General features: G+C 71.2%; 17 protein-coding genes. 10 read left to right on the top strand and 7 right to left on the bottom strand.

Annotated features, from left to right (window positions below; all coding sequences use genetic code 11):
• Positions 1-211: 211 nt before the first annotated feature.
• Positions 212-1060, top strand: coding sequence for an endonuclease I family protein (locus tag ACHBTE_RS20730; protein WP_394725471.1), 849 nt, complete (start codon positions 212-214; stop codon positions 1058-1060).
• 49 nt (positions 1061-1109) lie between these two features.
• Here the strand turns inward: ACHBTE_RS20730 and ACHBTE_RS20735 are convergent, their stop codons facing one another.
• From ACHBTE_RS20735 to ACHBTE_RS20745, 3 genes are read right to left on the bottom strand one after another with little or no spacing between them, the layout of a single operon-like run.
• Positions 1110-2798, bottom strand: coding sequence for a thiamine pyrophosphate-binding protein (locus ACHBTE_RS20735; protein WP_394725472.1), 1689 nt, complete (start codon positions 2796-2798; stop codon positions 1110-1112).
• Positions 2795-3775, bottom strand: a complete 981-nt coding sequence (gene speB, locus ACHBTE_RS20740; RefSeq protein ID WP_394725473.1) for an agmatinase — start codon at positions 3773-3775, stop codon at positions 2795-2797. Before speB ends, ACHBTE_RS20735 begins: the two co-directional genes overlap by 4 nt.
• Before the next feature lie 53 nt (positions 3776-3828).
• Positions 3829-5301: a sodium:solute symporter gene (locus ACHBTE_RS20745; RefSeq protein WP_394725474.1), complete on the bottom strand. Its 1473-nt coding sequence runs from the start codon at positions 5299-5301 to the stop codon at positions 3829-3831.
• 203 nt (positions 5302-5504) lie between these two features.
• Here ACHBTE_RS20745 and ACHBTE_RS20750 point away from each other — a divergent pair, with 203 nt between their 5' ends.
• From ACHBTE_RS20750 to ACHBTE_RS20760, 3 genes are all read left to right on the top strand, one after another.
• Positions 5505-7448: a PucR family transcriptional regulator ligand-binding domain-containing protein gene (locus tag ACHBTE_RS20750; RefSeq protein ID WP_394725475.1), complete on the top strand. Its 1944-nt coding sequence runs from the start codon at positions 5505-5507 to the stop codon at positions 7446-7448.
• Between the two features lie 74 nt (positions 7449-7522).
• Positions 7523-8311: a phosphatase gene (locus tag ACHBTE_RS20755; protein WP_394725476.1), complete on the top strand. Its 789-nt coding sequence runs from the start codon at positions 7523-7525 to the stop codon at positions 8309-8311.
• A gap of 154 nt (positions 8312-8465) precedes the next feature.
• Positions 8466-9107, top strand: coding sequence for a DedA family protein (locus tag ACHBTE_RS20760; RefSeq protein WP_394725538.1), 642 nt, complete (start codon positions 8466-8468; stop codon positions 9105-9107).
• A 36-nt stretch (positions 9108-9143) separates the two neighbouring features.
• Here ACHBTE_RS20760 and ACHBTE_RS20765 read toward each other — a convergent pair whose 3' ends face one another.
• From ACHBTE_RS20765 to ACHBTE_RS20780, 4 genes are all read right to left on the bottom strand, one after another.
• On the bottom strand, positions 9144-10010 hold the full coding sequence (locus ACHBTE_RS20765) for an acyl-CoA thioesterase (RefSeq protein WP_394725477.1): 867 nt from the start codon (positions 10008-10010) through the stop codon (positions 9144-9146).
• Positions 10011-10066: 56 nt separating this feature from the next.
• A complete protein-coding gene (locus ACHBTE_RS20770; protein ID WP_394725478.1) occupies positions 10067-11224 on the bottom strand; it encodes an acyl-CoA dehydrogenase family protein in 1158 nt (385 codons plus the stop codon).
• Between the two features lie 97 nt (positions 11225-11321).
• Positions 11322-11897: a Uma2 family endonuclease gene (locus ACHBTE_RS20775; protein ID WP_394725539.1), complete on the bottom strand. Its 576-nt coding sequence runs from the start codon at positions 11895-11897 to the stop codon at positions 11322-11324.
• Positions 11898-11953: 56 nt separating this feature from the next.
• Entirely contained in the window at positions 11954-12547 is a 594-nt protein-coding gene (locus ACHBTE_RS20780) for a TetR/AcrR family transcriptional regulator (RefSeq protein ID WP_394725479.1), read from the bottom strand.
• Between the two features lie 95 nt (positions 12548-12642).
• Between ACHBTE_RS20780 and ACHBTE_RS20785 the strand changes: the two genes are divergently transcribed.
• The 6 genes from ACHBTE_RS20785 to ACHBTE_RS20810 all read left to right on the top strand — a co-directional run bounded on the left by ACHBTE_RS20785 (position 12643) and on the right by ACHBTE_RS20810 (position 20511).
• Positions 12643-14259 (top strand): carboxyl transferase domain-containing protein, encoded by a 1617-nt coding sequence (locus ACHBTE_RS20785; RefSeq protein WP_394725480.1) that lies wholly within the window; start codon positions 12643-12645, stop codon positions 14257-14259.
• Between the two features lie 14 nt (positions 14260-14273).
• Entirely contained in the window at positions 14274-16202 is a 1929-nt protein-coding gene (locus tag ACHBTE_RS20790; protein WP_394725481.1) for an acetyl/propionyl/methylcrotonyl-CoA carboxylase subunit alpha, read from the top strand.
• The gene (locus ACHBTE_RS20795) at positions 16199-17134 is read left to right on the top strand and encodes a hydroxymethylglutaryl-CoA lyase (RefSeq protein ID WP_394725482.1); all 936 of its coding nucleotides are present in this window, start codon (positions 16199-16201) and stop codon (positions 17132-17134) included. Before ACHBTE_RS20790 ends, ACHBTE_RS20795 begins: the two co-directional genes overlap by 4 nt.
• Positions 17135-17140: 6 nt before the next feature.
• A complete protein-coding gene (locus ACHBTE_RS20800; protein ID WP_394725483.1) occupies positions 17141-18301 on the top strand; it encodes an acyl-CoA dehydrogenase family protein in 1161 nt (386 codons plus the stop codon).
• Positions 18302-18497: 196 nt separating this feature from the next.
• A complete protein-coding gene (locus ACHBTE_RS20805; protein ID WP_394725484.1) occupies positions 18498-19544 on the top strand; it encodes an ABC transporter substrate-binding protein in 1047 nt (348 codons plus the stop codon).
• Positions 19545-19656: 112 nt separating this feature from the next.
• On the top strand, positions 19657-20511 hold the full coding sequence (locus ACHBTE_RS20810; RefSeq protein ID WP_394725485.1) for a siderophore-interacting protein: 855 nt from the start codon (positions 19657-19659) through the stop codon (positions 20509-20511).
• Positions 20512-20638 lie beyond the last annotated feature (127 nt).

The raw sequence follows: 20638 nt of genomic DNA on the forward strand, positions 1-20638 counted from the left end.
ATGAAAGGTTGTACGCAAGATGACCGCTGACGGCGTAGCGGCGGGGCAGTCCACACGCCGAGGCGGTCACGGATCGCTTCGGGACCCGAACAGGCCCGATGTGCCGTTTCCCGTCATCCGATCGACACGTTCAAGCCATCGACAACGCCGCATGTCCATGCCACCCTCCTCTGTGCCGCCTCCATTCAACCCGCGTAGATGGGAACCCCACATGCTGGCGACACGCATACGCCGCGGCTTCAAGCCGCTGGCGCTGACCACGGCCGCCCTCCTGGCCGGCCTCACCCCCGCGCTCACCGCGGCCCCGGCCGCCGCGACGACCCCGGCGTACGACGGGACGTACGGCGAGACATACGGCGAGACGTATGACGACGCGTACGACGACACGTACTACGCCGACGCGATCGGCAAGTCCGGTGCGGCGCTGAAGGATTCGCTCCACGAGATCATCAGCGACCAGGACACCCTCTCCTACTCGGCCGTCTGGAACGCCCTGAAGGTCACCGACGAGGACCCGGCCGACAGCGACAACGTGAAGCTGCTGTACTCGGGCATCTCCCGCAGCAAGTCCCTCAATGGCGGCAGCACCGGCAACTGGAACCGCGAGCACGTGTGGGCCCAGTCCCACGGCGACTTCGGCACCTCCGCCGGCCCGGGCACCGACCTGCACCATCTGCGCCCGGAGGACGTCCAGGTCAACTCCATCCGCGGCAACAAGGACTTCGACCATGGCGGCAGCGGCTTCACCAACTCCGGTGGCAGCCTGACCGACTCCGACTCCTTCGAGCCGCGCGACGCCGTCAAGGGCGACGTGGCCCGCATGATCCTCTACATGGCGGTCCGCTACGAGGGCGACGACGGCCGGCCCGACCTGGAGGCCAACGACTCCATCAACGGCAGCGTCCCCCTGCACGGCCGTCTCTCGGTCCTGAAGCAGTGGAACGACGAGGACCCGCCGGACGCCTTCGAGGAGCGCCGCAACGAGATCATCTACGACACCTACCAGGGCAACCGCAACCCGTTCATCGACCACCCGGAGTGGGTCGAGTCGATCTGGTAGGGGCCGCACCTCCGGCCCGGCAGCCCGGCAGGGGCAGCCGGGCTGCCCGTCAGCCGTCCAGGTGCGTCGGCGCGAACATCCGCAGCACCGCCGGGAGCACCACCACCGACGGGCCGGGCGCGGCCAACGCCTTCGCCAGGTCGGTCTCCAGCGTCTCCGGGGTCGTGCGGACCCCGGGGACGCCGAAGGACTCGGCGAGGCTCACATAGTCCGGCCGGGTCAGTTCCGTCGCCGTCGCCCGGCCGAAGGTGTCCGTCATGTACTCACGCAGGATGCCGTAGCCGCCGTCGTCGACGATGAGCCAGGTGACGTTCAGGTCGTACTGGCGGGCCGTCGCCAGCTCGGCGATCGAGTACAGGGCGCCGCCGTCGCCGGAGACCGCGAGCACCGGGCGGGTCGGGTCGGCGACGGCCGCGCCGAGGGCCGCGGGGAAGCCGTAGCCGAGGCCGCCCGCGCCCTGGGCGGAGTGCAGATGGTTGGGGCCCTTGGCGTCGAAGGCCGACCAGGCCCAGTAGGCCAGGATCGTCATGTCCCAGAAGGACGGGGAGTCGGCGGGGAGGGCACGGCGTACGGCGGCCAGGACCTCCTGTTCCAGGGTGAGTTCCTGAGCGGCGATGCGCTCGGCGACCTTCGCGAGCACCTCCTGCACGCGCTCGGGCACCGTCGCGTCCGCCCGCTCCGGCACCGTCTCCAGCAGCGCCTGCAAGGCGAGACGCGCATCCGCGTGGATGCCCAGCGCCGGGTGGTTGGACTCCAGCTTGCCGAGGTCGGCCTCGATCTGGATGACCCGGCCGCGCGGTTTGAAGGTGTGGTAGTTGGAGGAGAGTTCACCGAGCCCCGAGCCCACGACCAGGAGGACGTCGGCGTCCTCCAGGAAGTCCGTGGTGTGCCGGTCCTCCAGCCAGGACTGGAGGGACAGCGGGTGCTTCCAGGGGAACGCGCCCTTGCCGCCCGGGGTCGTGACCACCGGCGCCTGGAGCCGCTCGGCCAGCTGCCTCAGCTTGCCCGAGGCGTCCGCCCGTACCACTCCCCCGCCCGCGATGATCGCCGGGCGCTCGGCGTGGGACAGCAGATGAGCGGCGACCGCCGTCAGTTCGGGGCGCGGCGGCAGCTCCTCGGGGAAGGCGTCGCCGCCCGTCACCACCGGGATCGACGTCTCGGCGAGCAGCACGTCCTGCGGGATCTCCACCCACACCGGGCCGTGCGGGGCGGTCAGCGCCGACTTCCAGGCCGCCTCGATCGCGGAGGGGATCTGGGACTGGGTGCGGACGGTGTGGACGGACTTCACCACGCCCCTGAACGAGGCCGCCTGGTCGGGGAGTTCGTGCAGGTAGCCGTGCCGGCCGCCGCCCAGCCCGGCCGTCGGGACCTGGCTGCTGATCGCCAGCACGGGGGCGGAGGCCGCCACCGCCTCCTGGAGCGCGGCCAGCGAGGTCAGCGCCCCGGGGCCGGTGGACAGCAGCAGCGGCGCCGCCTCGCCCGTGATACGGCCGTACGCGTCCGCCGCGAAACCGGCGTTGTTCTCCACCCGCAGACCGATGTACCGCAGGTCGGAGCGGCGCAGCGCGTCGAACATGCCCAGGGCGTGCTGGCCGGGCAGTCCGAAGACGGTCGTCGCGCCGAGCCCGGCCAGCGTCTCCACGACCAGGTCTCCGCCGTTGCGGCCGGCCGGAGGGTTCAGGGCGGCGGCGGTCTGCGCCTCGGTCGGGCGGAGTACCAGGTCGTGGTCGTGGGTCACTTGCCCTCGTTCTCCTCACGGGCCGCCGCGATCTGGCGGGACATGATCGTGGTCAGTTCGTACGCCGTGTGGGACGCGGCCACCGACGTGATCTCGGCGTGATCGTACGCGGGCGCCACCTCGACGACGTCCGCCGAGACCAGGTTGCAGGACGCCAGGCCCCGCAGGATCTCCAGCAGCTCGCGGGAGGTCATGCCGCCCGCCTCGGGGGTGCCGGTGCCGGGCGCGTGGGCCGGGTCGAGGCAGTCGATGTCGATGGAGATGTACAGCGGGCGGTCGCCGATGCGCTGGCGCAGCTGGTCGGCCACCTCGTCGGCGCCGCGGCGGTAGACGTCGGACGACGTCACGATGCCGAAGCCCATCTTCTCGTCGTCGGTGAGGTCCTGCTTGCCGTACAGCGGGCCGCGGATACCGACGTGGGAGAGCGCCTCGGTGTCGAGGATGCCCTCCTCCACCGCCCGGCGGAACGGGGTGCCGTGGGTGTACTCGGCGCCGAAGTAGGTGTCCCAGGTGTCGAGGTGGGCGTCGAAGTGGAGCAGGGCGACCGGGCCGTGCTTCTTGGCGACCGAGCGCAGCAGCGGCAGCGCGATGGTGTGGTCGCCGCCCAGGGTCATCAGCCGGGCGCCGGTGCCGATCAGGTCGTCCGCGGCGGCTTCGACCGTCTCGACGGCCTCGTTGATGTTGAAGGGGTTCACCGCGATGTCCCCGCCGTCCGCGACCTGGGCGAGGGCGAACGGGGACGCGTCCTGCGCCGGGTTGTACGGGCGCAGCAGCCGGGACGCCTCACGGATGGCGTTGCCGCCGAAGCGGGCGCCCGGCCGGTACGAGACGCCCGAGTCGAACGGCACACCGACCACGGCGACATCGGCGCGGCCGACCTCGTCGAGGCGGGGGAGCCGGGCGAAGGTCGCGGGGCCCGCGTACCGCGGAATGCGGGAGGAGTCGACGGGGCCGCGGGGCGTCTCGTTGCCAGTCATGATGAAATGCCTTCTTTCCTACGCTTCATCGCGTATGTGCTTCTGCCTTGACTCTACTGGGGAGCCGGCACCGGTTCGGACACGAGTTCGGGGGTCTGCCCGGCGAGGCGCTCACGCCAGGCGGTGAGGACGGCCTCGTCGGTCGGCTTCGTCATCAAGGAGACGGCGAGGTACGCGGCGAGGGAAGACAGCAGCCCGTAGTAGACCGGTTCGTTGGCCAGAATGCCGTGGGTCGCCATCAGGGCGATCACCGCGACACCGCCGACGACGACGGAGGCCAGCGCCCCGTGCGCGGTTCCGCGCCGCCACAGCAGCCCGCCCAGGATCGGCACCAGCAGTCCGCCGACGAGCAGGTTGTAGGCGACGGTGAGCGCCTCGACGACGTTGTTCAGCGCGATGGCCGTGGCGATCACGGCGATGCCCATGAGGAGGATGAAGGCGCGGTTGCCCTTCACCTCGTCGTGCACGCCGTCGTGCGCGTCCTCGGTCCGGCGCACGGCACCGCGCAGCCGCGACCAGATGTCGTTGTTGGCGACGGTCGCACAGGCGATGAGCGCGCCGGAGGAGGTGGACATCACGGCGGCGAGGGCGGCGGCCAGCACCAGGCCCCGCACGCCGACCGGGAGTTCGTCCTTGACGATGGTCGCGAAGGCGTCGTCCGCGCTGCCGAGCTTGGGGTAGAGCACCTTGGCGGCGGTACCGATGACGGCGCCGGCGAGGGCGTAGGCGAGGCAGTAGGTGCCGGCCACCGTGCCGCCCCACTTGGCCGTCTTGTCGCTGCGCGCGGTGAACACCCGCTGCCAGATGTCCTGCCCGATCAGCATGCCGAAGGTATAGATCAGGACGTAGGTGAAGATCGTCTCGCCGCCGATGCCCAGCGGGTCGAAGTACTCGGTCGGCAGCTGCGCCTTCATCTCGCTGAACCCGCCGGCCTTGACGACCGCGATGGGCAGGAGCAGAAGCAGCACGCCGACGGTCTTCACCACGAACTGCACCATGTCGGTGAGCGTGATGGACCACATGCCGCCGAGCGTGGAGTAGGCGACGACGATCGAGCCGCCGAGGACGATCGCGACGGTCCGGTTCATGTCGAACAGGACGTCGAAGATGGTGGCGTACGCGATGGTCGAGGTGACCGCGAGCATGAGGGTGTACGCCCACATGACGACACCGGAGATGACGCCGGCCCGGCCGCCGTAGCGCAGGTCCAGCATCTCGGAGACGGTGTAGACCTTCAGCCGGGCGATGCGCGCGGAGAAGAAGACGGACAGCGCGAGCAGGCCGACGCCGATGGTGACCACCATCCAGGCGCCGGAGAGCCCGTACTGGTAGCCGAGCCCCACGCCGCCGATGGTGGAGGCGCCGCCGAGGACGATCGCGGCCATGGTGCCGGAGTACATGGCGGGCCCGAGCCGGCGCCCGGCCACCAGGAACTCGCTCTTGGACTTGGCGCGGCGCATGCCCCACCAGCCCATGGCCAGCATGCCGGCCAGATAGACGACGATGACTGTGTAGTCGACGGCCATGTGGGGCCTCCTTCGCGCACATCCCGGTGGCGTGTCGTGCAGATACGTGGGGTTTTCCTGAGACCAGGCGGTTGGCAGCGGCTCGCGGGGACATCCGCCCGTACCCGCGGCTGCCGGTCCGGATCGACAGTAGGTGGCCGGAAAGCGACTGCGAAGTGTACGTTTCATCCATCCGAGGCCGCATGACTGGAGGAAACGTCCACATGCCGGAGCTCACCGTTCCGCCGACCCCACCGGTACCGCTCTCGGCCCTCCTGGCCCGTGAGGACCTCGGCCTGCGCCAGATCGCCGGGCCACGGGACGCGGACACGGTGATCCACTGGGCGCACACCTCGGAGATGGCCGATCCGTACCCCTACCTCCTGGGCGGCGAGCTGCTGCTCACGGCCGGAGTGCACATCCCGAAGCCTGCCGGTGCGGGCACCTACTTCGACGACTACGTCGCCCGGATCGTCGCGGCGGGCGGCGCGGCGCTCGGCTTCGGACTCGCCCCCGTCCACGACACGGTGCCCGGCGCGCTGGTGGCGGCGTGCGAGGCATACGGCCTCCCGCTGCTGGAGGTCCCGCCCCGGACCACCTTCTCGGGCGTCGCCCGCGCGGTCTGGCAACTGATGGCCCGGGCCCGCCTCGCCGAGCTGCGCCGAGTGACGGAGGCCCAGCAGAGCCTCGCGGCGGCGGCCTCGCGCCCGGACCCGGTACCGGCGGTGCTGCGCCGGCTGGCCCAGCGGGTGGGCGGCCGGGCGGTGCTGTACGGGCCGGAGGGCACGGTGATCGGGGAGGCGGGCCGCGCACCGGCGGGCGGGACCCGGCAGGCACTGCGCGAGCTGGCGGAGGTCGTAAGGCCGACAGGTGCAGCCGACTCAGCCCGCGGGGCGGGCGCGCCGACGACGACCGCCGGGGCGGCGGCGACTTCCGGGGCGGCAACCACTGGGGGGACGGCGACCTCCGGGGTGACCGCGGCGTCCGGGGGGACGGCGGCGTCCGGGGGGACGAAGACCTCGGGTGCGACGACGACCGCCGGGGCGGCAACGGCGGCTGGCGGCGAGCCGAGGGAGACCACCGCCCTCGGCCGAACCACGGACCCGGCCGCCACTGCCGGCCGAACCTCGGACCCGGCCGCCACTGCCGGCCGAACCACGGACCCCACCTCCGCTCCCGCCGGCACCCCGGCCTCCACCCCTCCCCCTGCCCTGCCCCCTCCCCCACCCACGCCCCCCGCCCCGGACCGATCCGCCCCCGCCGCCGACCACTCCAACCCCGCCACCGCCCCTCCCAGCGCCGAGAACCCCGGCACCGCCGCCCCCCGCCCCGGCACCGCGAGCACCCGCCCCGCCCCCACGTCCGCCACCGACACCACCCCCTCCGGCACCCACCTCGCCGTCTACGCCCTCGGGGCCGGGCAGGGCTTCGTGCTCGGGGTCGCCGCCCCGCGCCGGGACACCGGTGACCACACCATCGCCTCCGTCGCCGCCGTGCTGCTCTCCCTCCTCACCGGCGAGCATCACAGCGGCTCCGGAGCGGCCCGGTCCTCGGCGCTCGTACGGCTGCTGCTGGGGGCCGAGCCGGAGACGGTCGCGCCGCTGCTCGGCGGCGACGCCTGGCTCGTGGTGCACGCCCGCCCCGACGCCCCGCCGTGCGACCCTGTGGCGGCCTCGGCGCTGGGCGCGGCCCTCGGCTCCCCGCTGGTCGACCTGGCACCGGACGTCGTACGCGTCCTCGTCCCGGCGGGCCGGGAGCCGTCGCCGCAGGACGGCTGGACCCTGGGCGTCAGCGCCCCCGCGGCACCCGACCAGTGGCCGGCGGCCGACGCCCAGGCGGCCCGGGCGCTGTCCCGTGCGCGGGCCACTCGCGCACCCCTCTTCCAGCACGGCACGCACCGCCCTGCCCTGACGGACCTGCTCTCCCCCGACGAGGCACAGGCCCACGCCCACGCCCTCCTCGCACCCCTGACGGCCCCGCTCACCGAGACCCTGCGCACCTGGCTCTCCCTGCACGGCAGCTGGGACCGCACCGCCGTGGCCCTGTCCGTGCACCGCAACACCGTCCGCCAGCGGATCGCCCGGTGCGCGGCGCTGCTCGGCACCGACCTCGACGACCCGGACGTACGCATGGAACTGTGGTTCGCCCTGCGGCACATCGAGCGGTGATCTGCACAGTGACGCGTATCGCACGCGCACCGGAGGCCACCGTTCCCGCAGTTGTCTGCCTCACAATGGGACCCATGCCGATACCCGGGACACCCAGCCGCGCCGAGCTCGTCGACCATCTCGTCAGTACCCGTATCGCGGGCGATGTCGCGACGCCACGCGAGAACAACCTCTCCCACTACCGCCAGTTGGCGAACGGCAACCGCCACTACTGGCTCGGCCTGGAACTCGGCGACCGGTGGACCGACGAGCAGGACGTGCTCGCGGTGATGGCGGAGCGCGTGGGGGTGAACGACGACGCGGAGTACCGCCACGGCCAGGACACCATCGACCCCGAGCTGACCGTGGCCGCGCTGGAGCGGATGGCGGCGCGGCTGCGCAAGGCGGCGGACGGCGGGCAGCGCGTGCTGTTCGCGACCGGGCACCCGGGCGGCCTGCTGGACGTCCATCGCGCCACCGCGAGCGCGCTGCGCACGGCGGGCTGCGAGATCGTCGTGATCCCGGACGGCCTCCAGACGGAGGAGGGCTACGTCATGCAGTTCGCCGACGTGGCCGTCCTCGAGCACGGCGCGACCCTCTGGCACACCCATTCCGGCGAGCCGATGAAGGCCATCCTGACGGGGCTGGAGCGCGAGGGGCGCCCGCTGCCGGACCTGGTGGTCGCCGACCACGGCTGGGCGGGCTGTGCCGGACAGCACGGCGTCGACGCGGTCGGCTACGCGGACTGCAACGACCCGGCGCTGTTCCTCGCGGAGGCGGAAGGCACCGTGCAGGTGGTCGTGCCGCTGGACGACCATGTGGTGAGCCCGCGGTTCTACGACCCGATGACGGCGTTCCTGCTGGCGGAGGCCGGGCTGGCCTAGGCCCTGTCACTCGGGTCGCTCGGGTCGCTCCGGCGTCGCGGGGCAGGGCACTCACCGCGCCTTTAGGTCAAGACTTCGTAAAGTGGCAGGCATGATCTTTGCTGCTGCCTCGGACGCGCCCGTCGGCGGGGTCGCCGGTTGGGCCGCCGGGCTGATGGAGAAGCTGGGCGGACCGGGGGCCGGACTGGCCATCGCCCTGGAGAACCTCTTCCCGCCGCTGCCCAGCGAGGTGATCCTGCCGCTGGCCGGCTTCACCGCAAGCCAGGGGCGAATGGACGTCGCAGATGCCATCGCCTGGACGACGGCGGGGTCGGTGGCGGGAGCCCTGGTCCTCTACCTGCTGGGCGCGCTCATCGGCCGGGAACGCCTGATCGCGGTCGCGGCCAGGCTGCCGCTGGTGAAGGCCTTGGACGTGGAGCGGACGGAGGCGTGGTTCGCGCGGCACGGCACCAAGGCCGTCTTCTTCGGCCGCTTCGTGCCGGTGTTCCGCAGCCTGATCTCGATACCGGCGGGCGTCGAACGCATGCGGCTGCCCGTCTTCCTCACCCTCACCGCGCTGGGCAGCCTCATCTGGAACACCGCCTTCATCGCCGCCGGCTACGCCCTCGGCGCGCGCTGGCACCAGGTCACGGATCTGGTGGGGCTGTACTCCAAGGCGATCCTGGCCGTACTGGCCGTGGCGGCCGTCGGCTTCGTGGCCCTGCGCATCCGCCGATCGAGGACGGGCCGGCGCACCCCCGGACCCACTCCGACGAGCACCGCCCACCCCGCACGGGAGCCCTCGGACAGCCGCTGACGGTCGCCGTGGGCGCCTGCATCCTCGGACACGGCGTCACCGGGGGACGCGGACCACGCCCTCCTGGATCACCGACACCGCCAGCTGCCCGTCCTGCGTGTAGATGCGGGCCTGCCCGAGCCCGCGCCCGCCGTGCGCCGACGGCGACTCCTGGTCGTACAACAGCCACTCGTCGGCCCGGAACGGCCGGTGGAACCACATGGCGTGGTCCAGCGAGGCGCCGACCACGTCCCCGACGGCCCAGCCGCCCCGGCCGTGCGCGAGCAGCACCGAGTCGAGCAGGGTCATGTCGGAGACGTATGTGGCGAGCACGACATGCAGCAGGGGGTCGTCGGCCAGCTTGCCGTTGGTGCGGAACCACACCTGGGAGTGCGGTTCGCGGGGCTCACCGAAGCGGCCGTACGGCGGCTCGTCGACATAGCGCAGGTCGACCGCCTGACGCGCCTCCAGGAACCGCTCGACGACCGCCGGGTCGAGATGGCCGTACCCGCGCAGCCGCTCCTCGGAGGTGGGCAGCGTCGCCGGGTCGGGCGCGGGCGGCATCGCGGTCTGGTGGTCCAGCCCTGCCTCGTACGTCTGGAAGGAGGCCGACAGCGCGAAGATCGGCTTGCCGTGCTGGACCGCGACGACGCGGCGCGTGGTGAAGGACCGGCCGTCGCGCATGCGGTCGACGTTGTAGACGATGGGCGCGCCCGGGTCCCCCATGCGCAGGAAGTACGCGTGCAGGGAGTGGGCGTGACGGTCCCCGGGGACCGTCCGCCCCGCGGCGACCAGCGCCTGGGCCGCGACCTGGCCGCCGAAGACCCTGGGGACGACGGCGGACCGGGACTGGCCGCGGAAGATGTTCTCCTCGATCGGCTCCAGGTCGAGCAGATCGAGGAGATCCTGTAGTGCCTGGTTCATGGCACCTTTTCTGTTGACCGGTGACTACCGGTGCTGTCGGCCGTGAACTGCGGGCCTTACAGGCCCATGTCCTTCGCGATGATCGTCTTCATGATCTCGCTGGTGCCGCCGTAGATGCGGTTGACGCGGTTGTCGGCGTACAGGCGGGCGATCGGGTACTCGTTCATGAACCCGTAGCCGCCGTGCAGCTGGAGGCAGCGGTCGATCACGCGGTGCGCGACCTCGGTGCAGAACAGCTTCGCGGAGGCCGCCTCGGCCGGGGTCAGCTCACCGGCGTCCAGGGCCTCCAGCGCGCGGTCGGCGACGGCCTCGGCGGCGTCGACCTCGGCCTGGCAGGAGGCCAGCTCGAACTTGGTGTTCTGGAACGAGGCGACGGACTTGCCGAAGACGGTGCGGTCCTGCACGTACTCCTTGGCGAACCGGACGGCCGCCTTGGCCTGCGCGTAGGCGCCGAAGGCGATGCCCCAGCGCTCGGAGGCCAGGTTGTGGCCGAGGTAGTAGAAGCCCTTGTTCTCCTCGCCGAGGAGGTCCTCGACGGGGACCTTGACGTCGACGAACGCGAGCTCGGCGGTGTCCGAGGTGCGCAGGCCGAGCTTGTCGAGCTTGCGGCCGATGGAGTAGCCCTCGGACTTGGTGTCCACGGCGAACAGGGAGATGCCGAAACGGCGGTCCTCGGCGGTCGGCGCGGCGGTGCGGGCGCAGACGATCACGCGGTCGGCGTGGACGCCGCCGGTGATGAAGGTCTTGCTGCCGTTGAGGACGTAGTGCGTGCCGTCCTCGGAGAGCTTGGCGGTGGACTTCATGCCCGCGAGGTCGGAGCCGGTGCCCGGCTCGGTCATCGCGAGGGCCCACATCTCCTCACCGGAGACGAACTTCTCCAGGTACCGCTTCTTCTGCTCGTCGGTGGCGAGCATCTTGATGTACGGCAGGGCGAGCAGCACGTGCACGCCGGAGCCGCCGAACTGGACGCCCGCGCGCGCGGTCTCCTCGTACAGCACGGCCTCGAACTTGTGCGTGTCGAGGCCGGCGCCGCCGAACTCCTCGGGGACGTTGATCCCGAAGATGCCCAGCTCGCCGAGCTTGTAGTAGAAGTCGCGGGGCGCCTGGCCGGCCGCGAACCACTCGTCGTAGACCGGGACCACTTCGGCCTCGATGAAGGCCCGGATGGTCTCCCGGAACGCCTCGTGATCCTCGTTGAACACCGTACGGCGCACGCCGTCCACCTCCACCGGTACATGTCTAAGCGCTTGCTCACTCAACGGTACCGGCGAGTAGCGAGCGGCGTCCAGGGTGGAAGGTCCGTAACGCTCGTCACTCTCCGGCTCTGCCGTACCGGCGGAACTCGGATGTCGCGACCGTCCAGGAGCCGAAGGGCACCTCGTCGCCGTAGATATAGGAGTCCTTGCGGGTGTACCGCCCCTTGCAGGGGTCGGAGTGCACTTCGATCGTGCCGGTGCGCGGGTCGACGATCATGTAGTGGGGAATACCCATGGCCGGATAATCGGCCAGCTTCTCGATGTAGTCGTTGTTGGGATTGGACGGCGAGACGATCTCCACGGCCGCGAGTGCCTGTGTCGCATCGACGGCGATGCCCTCCTCGTCGAGAGCCGCCTCCGGGATGACGACCGCGTCAGGCAGGCGCATGCGACCTAGGGCCGGGTGCTCGATCTCAGGGCCACTGGCACAGATGTATCCGGGGTCGGTACCTGGAAGCTGGTCGTCCAACTGCTTGCAGATGCGGCGCACCGTGCCCTCGTGGCGCTTCGACGGGCACATCATGGCCAGTATCGGGCCGGAGGGACCGATCTCGACGCTCCAGGCGCCTTCAAGGCGCTCAGCGTAGGCTCCGAGCTCTTCGGCGATCGCGCGCATCTTCGCGTAGTCCATGCCCATGGCCCCAGAGTACTGAGCCAAAGGCCCGCAGACAGGCCCGTCGCCGCAGCTCAGCCCCCCGCCGCCCCGAACGCCCCCCGCGCCATTCGGTGCAGCAGTTCCGCCGTGACCCCCCGGCCCGGCAGCGACCCCGGGCGCCCGAGGTGAGGTGTCGAGTTCAGCAGGCCGAACACCGAGTGCACGGCCGAGCGGGCCGCCGGTTCCGCCAGGTCCGGGTAGACCTTGCGGACCACCTCGACCCACAGCTCGACGTACTGCCGCTGGAGCTGTCGTACGAGCTTGCGGTCGCTGTCGCGCAGGCGGTCCAGCTCGCGGTCGTGCAGGGTGATCAGGGGGCGGTCGTCGAGGGCGAAGTCGATGTGGCCCTCGATGAGGGAGTCGAGGACCGCCTCGGGCGGCACCCCGTCGGCCTCCGCCAGCCGCCGCTTCGCGCCCGTCAGCAGCTGGCCGCTGATCCCGACCAGCAGCTCGGCGAGCATGGCGTCCTTGCCGGCGAAGTGCCGGTAGAGACCGGGGCCGCTGATCCCCACGGCGGCGCCTATCTCGTCGACGCCGACGCCGTGGAAGCCGCGCTCGGCGAAGAGCCGCGCGGCCTCCCGGAGGATCTGCTCGCGGCGGGTGGGGGCGTCGGTTCTGGTGGCCATGCAAGCAATTCTAGACAGGGAGGTTAGCGGTCGTTAACCTGAAGGAAATGGTTAACGCTCATTAACAGTCGATCACTGGGTGAGGGGACCGCAGGATGCACGAGGCACCGGAGCTTGCGAGCGCGGCCGACCCCGCGTCGGAGGCGTGGCGGGCCAACGAGGAGGCCCACCGGGCGCTGGTGGAGGAGCTGCACGGCAAGCTCGCCGCCGCCCGGATGGGTGGCGGGGAGAAGGCACGCGCCCGGCACACCGCGCGCGGGAAGCTGTTGCCCAGGGACAGGGTGGACACCCTTTTGGACCCCGGCTCACCCTTCCTGGAGCTCGCCCCCCTCGCCGCCGACGGCATGTACGACGGCCAGGCCCCGGCCGCCGGCGTCATCGCCGGTATCGGACGGGTCAGCGGCCGTGAGTGCGTGGTCGTCGCCAACGACGCCACGGTCAAGGGCGGCACGTACTACCCGATGACCGTGAAGAAGCACCTGCGCGCGCAGGAGGTGGCCCTGGAGAACCGGCTGCCGTGTCTCTACCTGGTCGACTCCGGCGGCGCCTTCCTGCCCATGCAGGACGAGGTCTTCCCCGACCGCGAGCACTTCGGGCGGATTTTCTACAACCAGGCCCGCATGTCCGGCGCCGGGATCCCGCAGATCGCCGCGGTCCTCGGCTCGTGCACGGCGGGCGGCGCGTATGTGCCCGCGATGAGCGACGAGGCCGTGATCGTGCGCAATCAGGGCACGATCTTCCTCGGCGGCCCCCCGCTGGTGAAGGCCGCCACCGGCGAGGTCGTCACCGCGGAGGAGCTCGGCGGCGGCGAGGTCCACTCCCGGGTGTCCGGCGTGACCGACCACCTCGCCGAGGACGACGCGCACGCCCTGCGGATCGTGCGCGACATCGTCGCCACCCTCCCCGCGCGCGGCTCCCTGCCCTGGCAGGTCACGCCCACCGTGGAGCCGAAGGTCGACCCCTACGGCCTGTACGGCGCCGTCCCGGTCGACTCCCGCACCCCCTACGACGTACGCGAGATCATCGCGCGCGTGGTCGACGGCTCGCGCTTCTCGGAGTTCAAGTCCGAGTTCGGCCAGACCCTGGTCACCGGCTTCGCCCGGATCCACGGCCACCCGGTCGGCATCGTCGCCAACAACGGCATCCTGTTCTCCGAGTCCGCCCAGAAGGGCGCCCACTTCATCGAGCTGTGCGACCAGCGCGGGATCCCGCTGCTGTTCCTGCAGAACATCTCCGGGTTCATGGTCGGCAAGGACTACGAGGCCGGCGGCATCGCCAAGCACGGCGCCAAGATGGTCACGGCGGTGGCGTGCACACGTGTGCCGAAGCTGACGGTGGTGGTCGGCGGTTCGTACGGCGCCGGCAACTACTCCATGTGCGGGCGGGCGTACTCCCCCCGCTTCCTGTGGATGTGGCCGGGCGCCAAGATCTCCGTCATGGGCGGCGAGCAGGCCGCGTCCGTCCTCGCGACCGTCAAGCGGGACCAGCTCGAGGCGCGCGGCGAGTCCTGGCCGGCGGAGCAGGAGGACGCCTTCAAGGCGCCCATCCGCGAGCAGTACGAGCGCCAGGGCAACGCGTACTACGCCTCGGCCCGGCTCTGGGACGACGGGGTCATCGACCCCCTGGAGACCCGTCAGGTGCTGGGCCTCGCCCTGACCGCCTGTGCCAACGCGCCCCTGGGTGACCCCCAGTTCGGCGTCTTCCGGATGTGAGGGGGACGGAACCCATGTTCGACACAGTGCTCGTGGCCAACCGGGGCGAGATCGCCGTACGGGTCATCCGTACGCTCCGCTCGCTGGGCGTCCGCTCGGTGGCCGTCTTCTCCGACGCCGACGCCGACGCCCGGCATGTGCGCGAGGCCGACACGGCGGTACGGATCGGTCCGGCGCCGGCCGCCGAGAGCTATCTGTCCGTCGAGCGGCTGCTGGAGGCGGCTGCGAGGACCGGCGCCCAGGCGGTGCACCCCGGCTACGGCTTCCTCGCGGAGAACGCCGAGTTCGCGCGCGCGTGCGCCGACGCCGGGCTGGTCTTCATCGGGCCGCCCGCCGAGGCCATCTCCCTGATGGGCGACAAGATCCGCGCCAAGGAGACGGTGAAGGCGGCCGGAGTGCCGGTCGTGCCCGGCTCCAGCGGCAGTGGCCTGAGCGACGCCGAACTGGCGGACGCGGCCCGGGAGATCGGCATGCCGGTGCTGCTCAAGCCCTCCGCCGGCGGTGGCGGCAAGGGCATGCGCCTGGTGCGCGAGCCCGGGCAGCTGACGGACGAGATCGCCGCCGCCCGCCGTGAGGCCCGCGCCTCCTTCGGCGACGACACCCTCCTCGTCGAGCGGTGGATCGACCGCCCCCGGCACATCGAGATCCAGGTCCTGGCCGACGGCCACGGCAATGTCGTCCACCTCGGCGAGCGCGAGTGCTCCCTCCAGCGGCGCCACCAGAAGATCATCGAGGAGGCACCGAGTGTGCTGCTCGATGAGCCGACCCGGGCGGCGATGGGCGAGGCGGCCGTGCAGGCGGCGCGCTCGTGCGGCTACCGGGGCGCGGGCACGGTGGAGTTCATCGTGCCCGGCGGCGACCCCTCCTCGTACTACTTCATGGAGATGAACACCCGCCTTCAGGTGGAACACCCGGTCACCGAGCTGATCACCGGCCTCGACCTGGTGGAGTGGCAGCTACGGGTCGCAGCGGGCGAGCAACTCCCCTACGGGCAGGACGACATCACGCTCACCGGGCACGCCATCGAGGCCCGGGTGTGCGCCGAGGACCCCGCGCGCGGCTTCCTGCCGTCGGGCGGCACCGTCCTGATGCTCCGCGAGCCGCAGGGCGAGGGCGTACGCACCGACTCCGGGCTCAGCGAGGGCACCGAGGTCGGCAGCCTGTACGACCCGATGCTGTCCAAGGTGATCGCGTACGGGCCGGACCGCGAGACGGCGATCCGCAAGCTGCGGGCGGCGCTGGCTCAGACGGTCACGCTGGGCGTGCAGACGAACGCCGGGTTCCTGCGCCGGCTGCTCGGGCATCCGGCGGTCGTGGCGGGCGACATGGACACGGGCCTGGTGGAGCGCGAGGCACCCGACCTGGTCTCCACGGACGTGCCCGACGAGGTCTACGAGGCGGCGGCGGCCGTACGGCTTCGGGCGCTGGAGCCGAAGGGGGACGGCTGGACGGACCCGTTCTCGGTGCCGAGCGGCTGGCGGCTGGGCGGCGTCGTGAAGCCCGTGGCCTTCCCCCTGCGCGTGCAGGAACCGGTGGCGTACGTCCCGCGCGGCACCCACACCGTCACCCCGGACCAGGTGTCCGTCCTGCTCGACGGCGTCCGCCACACCTTCCACCGCTCCGGCGACTGGCTCGGCCGCGACGGCGAGGCATGGCACGTGCGCGACCACGACCCGGTGGCCGCGTCCCTGACCGGTGCCGCGCACGCGGGCGCCGACTCCCTGACCGCGCCGATGCCCGGCACCGTGACCGTCGTGAAGGTCGCGGTCGGCGACGAGGTGACCGCCGGTCAGAGCCTGCTGGTGGTGGAGGCGATGAAGATGGAGCACGTCATCTCGGCCCCGCACGCCGGGACGGTCGCCGAACTGGATGTGACGCCGGGCACCACGGTCGCCATGGACCAGGTGCTGGCGGTCATCGCGCCGGTGGAGGAGGACCGATGACGCTGCCCATGACGGTGCCCGCACCGAACCTGCCCGCCCGCGTGCGGATCCATGAGGTCGGCGCGCGCGACGGCCTGCAGAACGAGAAGTCGACCGTGCCGACGGCGGTCAAGGCGGAGTTCGTCCGCCGGCTCGCCGAGGCCGGCCTGACGACCATCGAGGCGACCAGCTTCGTGCACCCGAAGTGGGTGCCCCAACTCGCGGACGCCGAGCAGCTGTTCCCGCTCGTCTCCGGCCTGGAGGGCGTGCGGCTGCCGGTCCTGGTCCCCAACGACCGCGGTCTGGACCGCGCCCTGGCCCTGGGCGCCCGCCGGGTCGCCGTCTTCGCCAGCGCCACGGAGTCCTTCGCCAAGGCCAACCTCAACCGCACGCTGGACGAGTCGCTGGCGGTCTTCGCCCCGGTCGTCCGCCGCGCCAAGGACGAGGGCTTGCATGTGCGCGGCTATGTCTCCATGTGCTTCGGCGACCCCTGGGAGGGCGCGGTCCCGGTCCCGCAGGTGGTCCGGGTGTGCAAGGCGCTGCGCGACATGGGCTGCGACGAGCTCAGCCTCGGCGACACGATCGGCGTCGCGACCCCCGGCCATGTGGGGGAGCTCCTCGCGCTGCTGGGCGAGGAGGGCGTGCCGACCGACGTGATCGGCGTCCACTTCCACGACACCTACGGCCAGGCCCTGGCCAACACCTACGCGGCCCTTCAGCACGGCGTCACGACGATCGACGCCTCCGCGGGGGGCCTCGGCGGCTGCCCGTACGCCAAGTCCGCCACCGGCAACCTCGCCACGGAAGACCTCGTGTGGATGCTGCGGGGCCTCGGCATCGACACCGGAGTCGACCTCGACCGTCTCGTCGCCACAAGCGCGTGGATGGCCGAGCAACTGGGCCGACCCAGCCCGTCCCGCACCGTCCGAGCTCTCTCCCACAAGGAGCACTGAACAGCCATGAACCACCGCCTCTCCCCCGAACTGGAGGAACTCCGCCGCACGGTGGAGGAGTTCGCGCACGACGTCGTGGCGCCCAAGATCGGCGACTTCTACGAGCGTCATGAGTTCCCGTACGAGATCGTGCGGGAGATGGGCCGCATGGGCCTGTTCGGTCTGCCGTTCCCGGAGGAGTACGGCGGCATGGGCGGCGACTATCTGGCGCTCGGCGTGGCGCTGGAGGAGCTGGCCCGGGTGGACTCCTCGGTCGCCATCACCCTGGAGGCGGGGGTCTCGCTCGGCGCGATGCCGCTCCATTTGTTCGGCACCGAGGAGCAGAAGCGCACCTGGCTGCCGAAGCTGTGCTCCGGCGAGATGCTAGGCGCCTTCGGCCTCACCGAGCCCGACGGCGGTTCGGACGCGGGCGCGACCCGGACGACGGCCCGCCTGGACCCGGAGACCGACGAATGGGTGATCAACGGCACGAAGTGCTTCATCACCAACTCCGGTACGGACATCACCGGTCTGGTCACGGTCACCGCCGTCACCGGCCGCAAGGCCGACGGCAAGCCGCAGATCTCCGCGATCATCGTCCCCTCCGGCACTCCCGGCTTCACCGTCGCCGCCCCGTACTCCAAGGTCGGCTGGAACGCCTCCGACACCCGTGAGCTGTCCTTCTCCGACGTCCGGGTCCCGGCGGCCAACCTGCTGGGCGAGGAGGGCCGCGGCTACGCCCAGTTCCTGCGGATCCTGGACGAGGGCCGGATCGCCATCGCGGCGCTGGCGACGGGCCTGGCGCAGGGCTGTGTGGACGAGTCGGTGAAGTACGCCAAGGAGCGCCACGCCTTCGGCCGTCCCATCGGCGCCAACCAGGCGATCCAGTTCAAGATCGCCGACATGGAGATGAAGGCCCACACCGCCCGGCTCGCCTGGCACGACGCGGCCTTCCGGCTGGTGGCCGGGGAGCCCTTCAAGAAGGAGGCGGCGCTGGCGAAGCTGCACTCGTCGACGGTCGCGGTGGACAACGCCCGGGACGCGACGCAGATCCACGGCGGCTACGGCTTCATGAACGAGTACCCCGTGGCCCGGATGTGGCGGGACTCCAAGATCCTGGAGATCGGCGAGGGCACCAGCGAGGTGCAGCGGATGCTGATCGCCCGTGAGCTGGGTCTCGCGGGCTGACGGCCGAGTGACGCTGCGAGGCCCAACTTTCCCTAAATGCAAGGGAGTTGGGCCTCACCGGCTGTGACCCCGGGCTTCACAGGGCGTACACAGTTGGGAAAGCAAGGCCCCCACCCCTGGACATCAGCTCAGGTTAGGCTAACCTACCTTCGAATTGTCCCGCGGGTGATCAGCCCTGTTCGAAAGCAGCGTATCCATGTCCAACGCCAGAGCCACCCACCTCACCCGCCGCGGCATCCTCGCCGCGGGCGGCGCCCTCGGCCTCGGGGCCGTGCTCGCAGCCTGCGGGGACGACGACGCGAAAGACGGTGGTTCGGACAAGGGCAACGGCGCCGCCAAGTCCGGCCCCTGGACGTTCAAGGACGACCGCGGCACCACCGTGAAGCTCGACAAGGTCCCGGCCAAGATCGTCGCCTTCGTCGGCGTCGCAGCGGCGCTGTACGACTACGGCATCGAGGTCGAGGGCGTCTTCGGTCCGACCAAGACGCAGGACGGCAAGGCCGACGTCCAGGCCGGCGACATGGACGTCAGCAAGCTGACCGTCTTCGGCAACGTCTGGGACCAGTTCAACGTCGAGAAGTACGCGGCGTTCGCCCCCGAGGTCCTCATCTCCACGACCTTCGACAGCGCCGGCACCCTCTGGTACGTCCCCGAGGCGTCCAAGGACAAGATCGCCAAGCTCGCCCCGAGCGCCGCCATCTCCGTCTACGACCGCCAGCTGACCAAGCCGCTGGAGCGGATGTGGGAGCTGGCCGAGTCCCTCGGTGCGGACATGAAGGCCGACAAGGTCGCCCGGTCCAAGAAGGACTTCGAGGCCGCCGCCGAGCGCCTGCGCAAGGCGGCGAAGGCCCGCCCGGAGATCAAGGTGATGGCCGGCTCCGCCAGCCAGGACCTCTTCTACGTCTCCGGCACCAACCTCTCCATCGACCTCGAGTACTTCAAGGCCCTCGGCGTGAACTTCGTCGAGCCGCCGGAGAGCGCCAAGAAGCAGGGCGGCGGCTGGTTCGAGTCGCTGAGCTGGGAGAACGTCGACAAGTACAAGGCCGACATCATCATGATGGACGACCGCACCTCCACCATCCAGCCCGCCGACATCAGCGAGGCGACCTGGAAGAAGCTGCCGGCGGTCAAGGCCGGGCAGGTCATCGGCCGTTCGCCCGAGCCGATCCTGTCGTACGCCAAGTGCACGCCGCTGCTGACGAGCCTGGCCGAGGCCATCGAGAAGGCCAAGAAGGTCGCCTAGACAAGGGCCACTTGGGGTTGCGGGGCGACTGCGGGTCCGTTGCCGGTCGCGCAGTTCCCCGCGCCCCTGCAAGCAGGTCGGATTCCCTGACGTCGATTCAGGAGCTACCCCCATGACCACCGCCGTCGCCGCCCCCTTCCGCTTCTTCTCCCTCCAGGTCGTACGGACGAGGCGGCTCGGGCCGTCCATGGTCCGGGTCACCTTCGACGGGGCGGATCTGGAGTACTTCTTCTCCGACGGGTGTGACCAGTCCCTGTCGCTGTTCCTGCCGCACCCGGGCCAGAGCGAGCCACAGGTCCCCCTGGAGCTCGGCGACGGCTGGTGGCAGGGCTGGCGTGAACTGCCGGACGACGTACGGGCGGTGATGCGGTCGTACACCCTGCGGGCGCTGCGCCGGAACCCGGACGAGATCGACATCGACTTCGTCCTGCACGGCGTCGAGCCCGGCGCCGCCACCCCTGCCGGCCCCGCCTCCCGCTGGGCCTCCCGGGCCGCCGCCGGTGACCGGGTCCTGCTGCTCGGCCCGGCCGTCGCCGACAACCGCGCGATCCGGTTCCGGCCGCCGCAGGACACCGACCTGGTGGTGATCTGGGGCGATGAGACCGCGCTGCCCGCCGTGTCGGCGATCGTCGAGTCACTGCCGGCCGGCACCCGCGCCCGGGTGTGGCTGGAGGTGCACGACGCCGGGGACATCCAGCACCTGGTGACCGCGGCGGACGCCGAGATCACCTGGCTGGTCCGGGACGAGACGTGCGCCGAGGGGTCCCCCATGGCCCTCGACGCCGTCCGCGCCGCCCGACTCCCCGCCGCCGAGCGGCCGTACGTCTGGATCGCGGGCGAGTCCGGCTGTGTGAAGACCCTGCGCCGGCACTTCGTCGGTGAGCGCGGGGTGGACCGCCGGCGCGTCACCTTCGTGGGGTACTGGCGGCAGGGGCTGACCGAGGAGCAACTGCGCGAGCAGGGCTGACGGCCCCCGAAACCAAGGCAATCGGGTAACAACTGCGACTGAAGTGATCGTAGTCACCCTTGAGGCTGCCGTGATTCAAGATTAATTAGGTTAGGCTAACCTAAGTTGAATCCCCCACTCCGCACAG

The organism is Streptomyces sp. M41 (genome assembly GCF_043673425.1).
GTDB lineage: Bacteria > Actinomycetota > Actinomycetes > Streptomycetales > Streptomycetaceae > Streptomyces.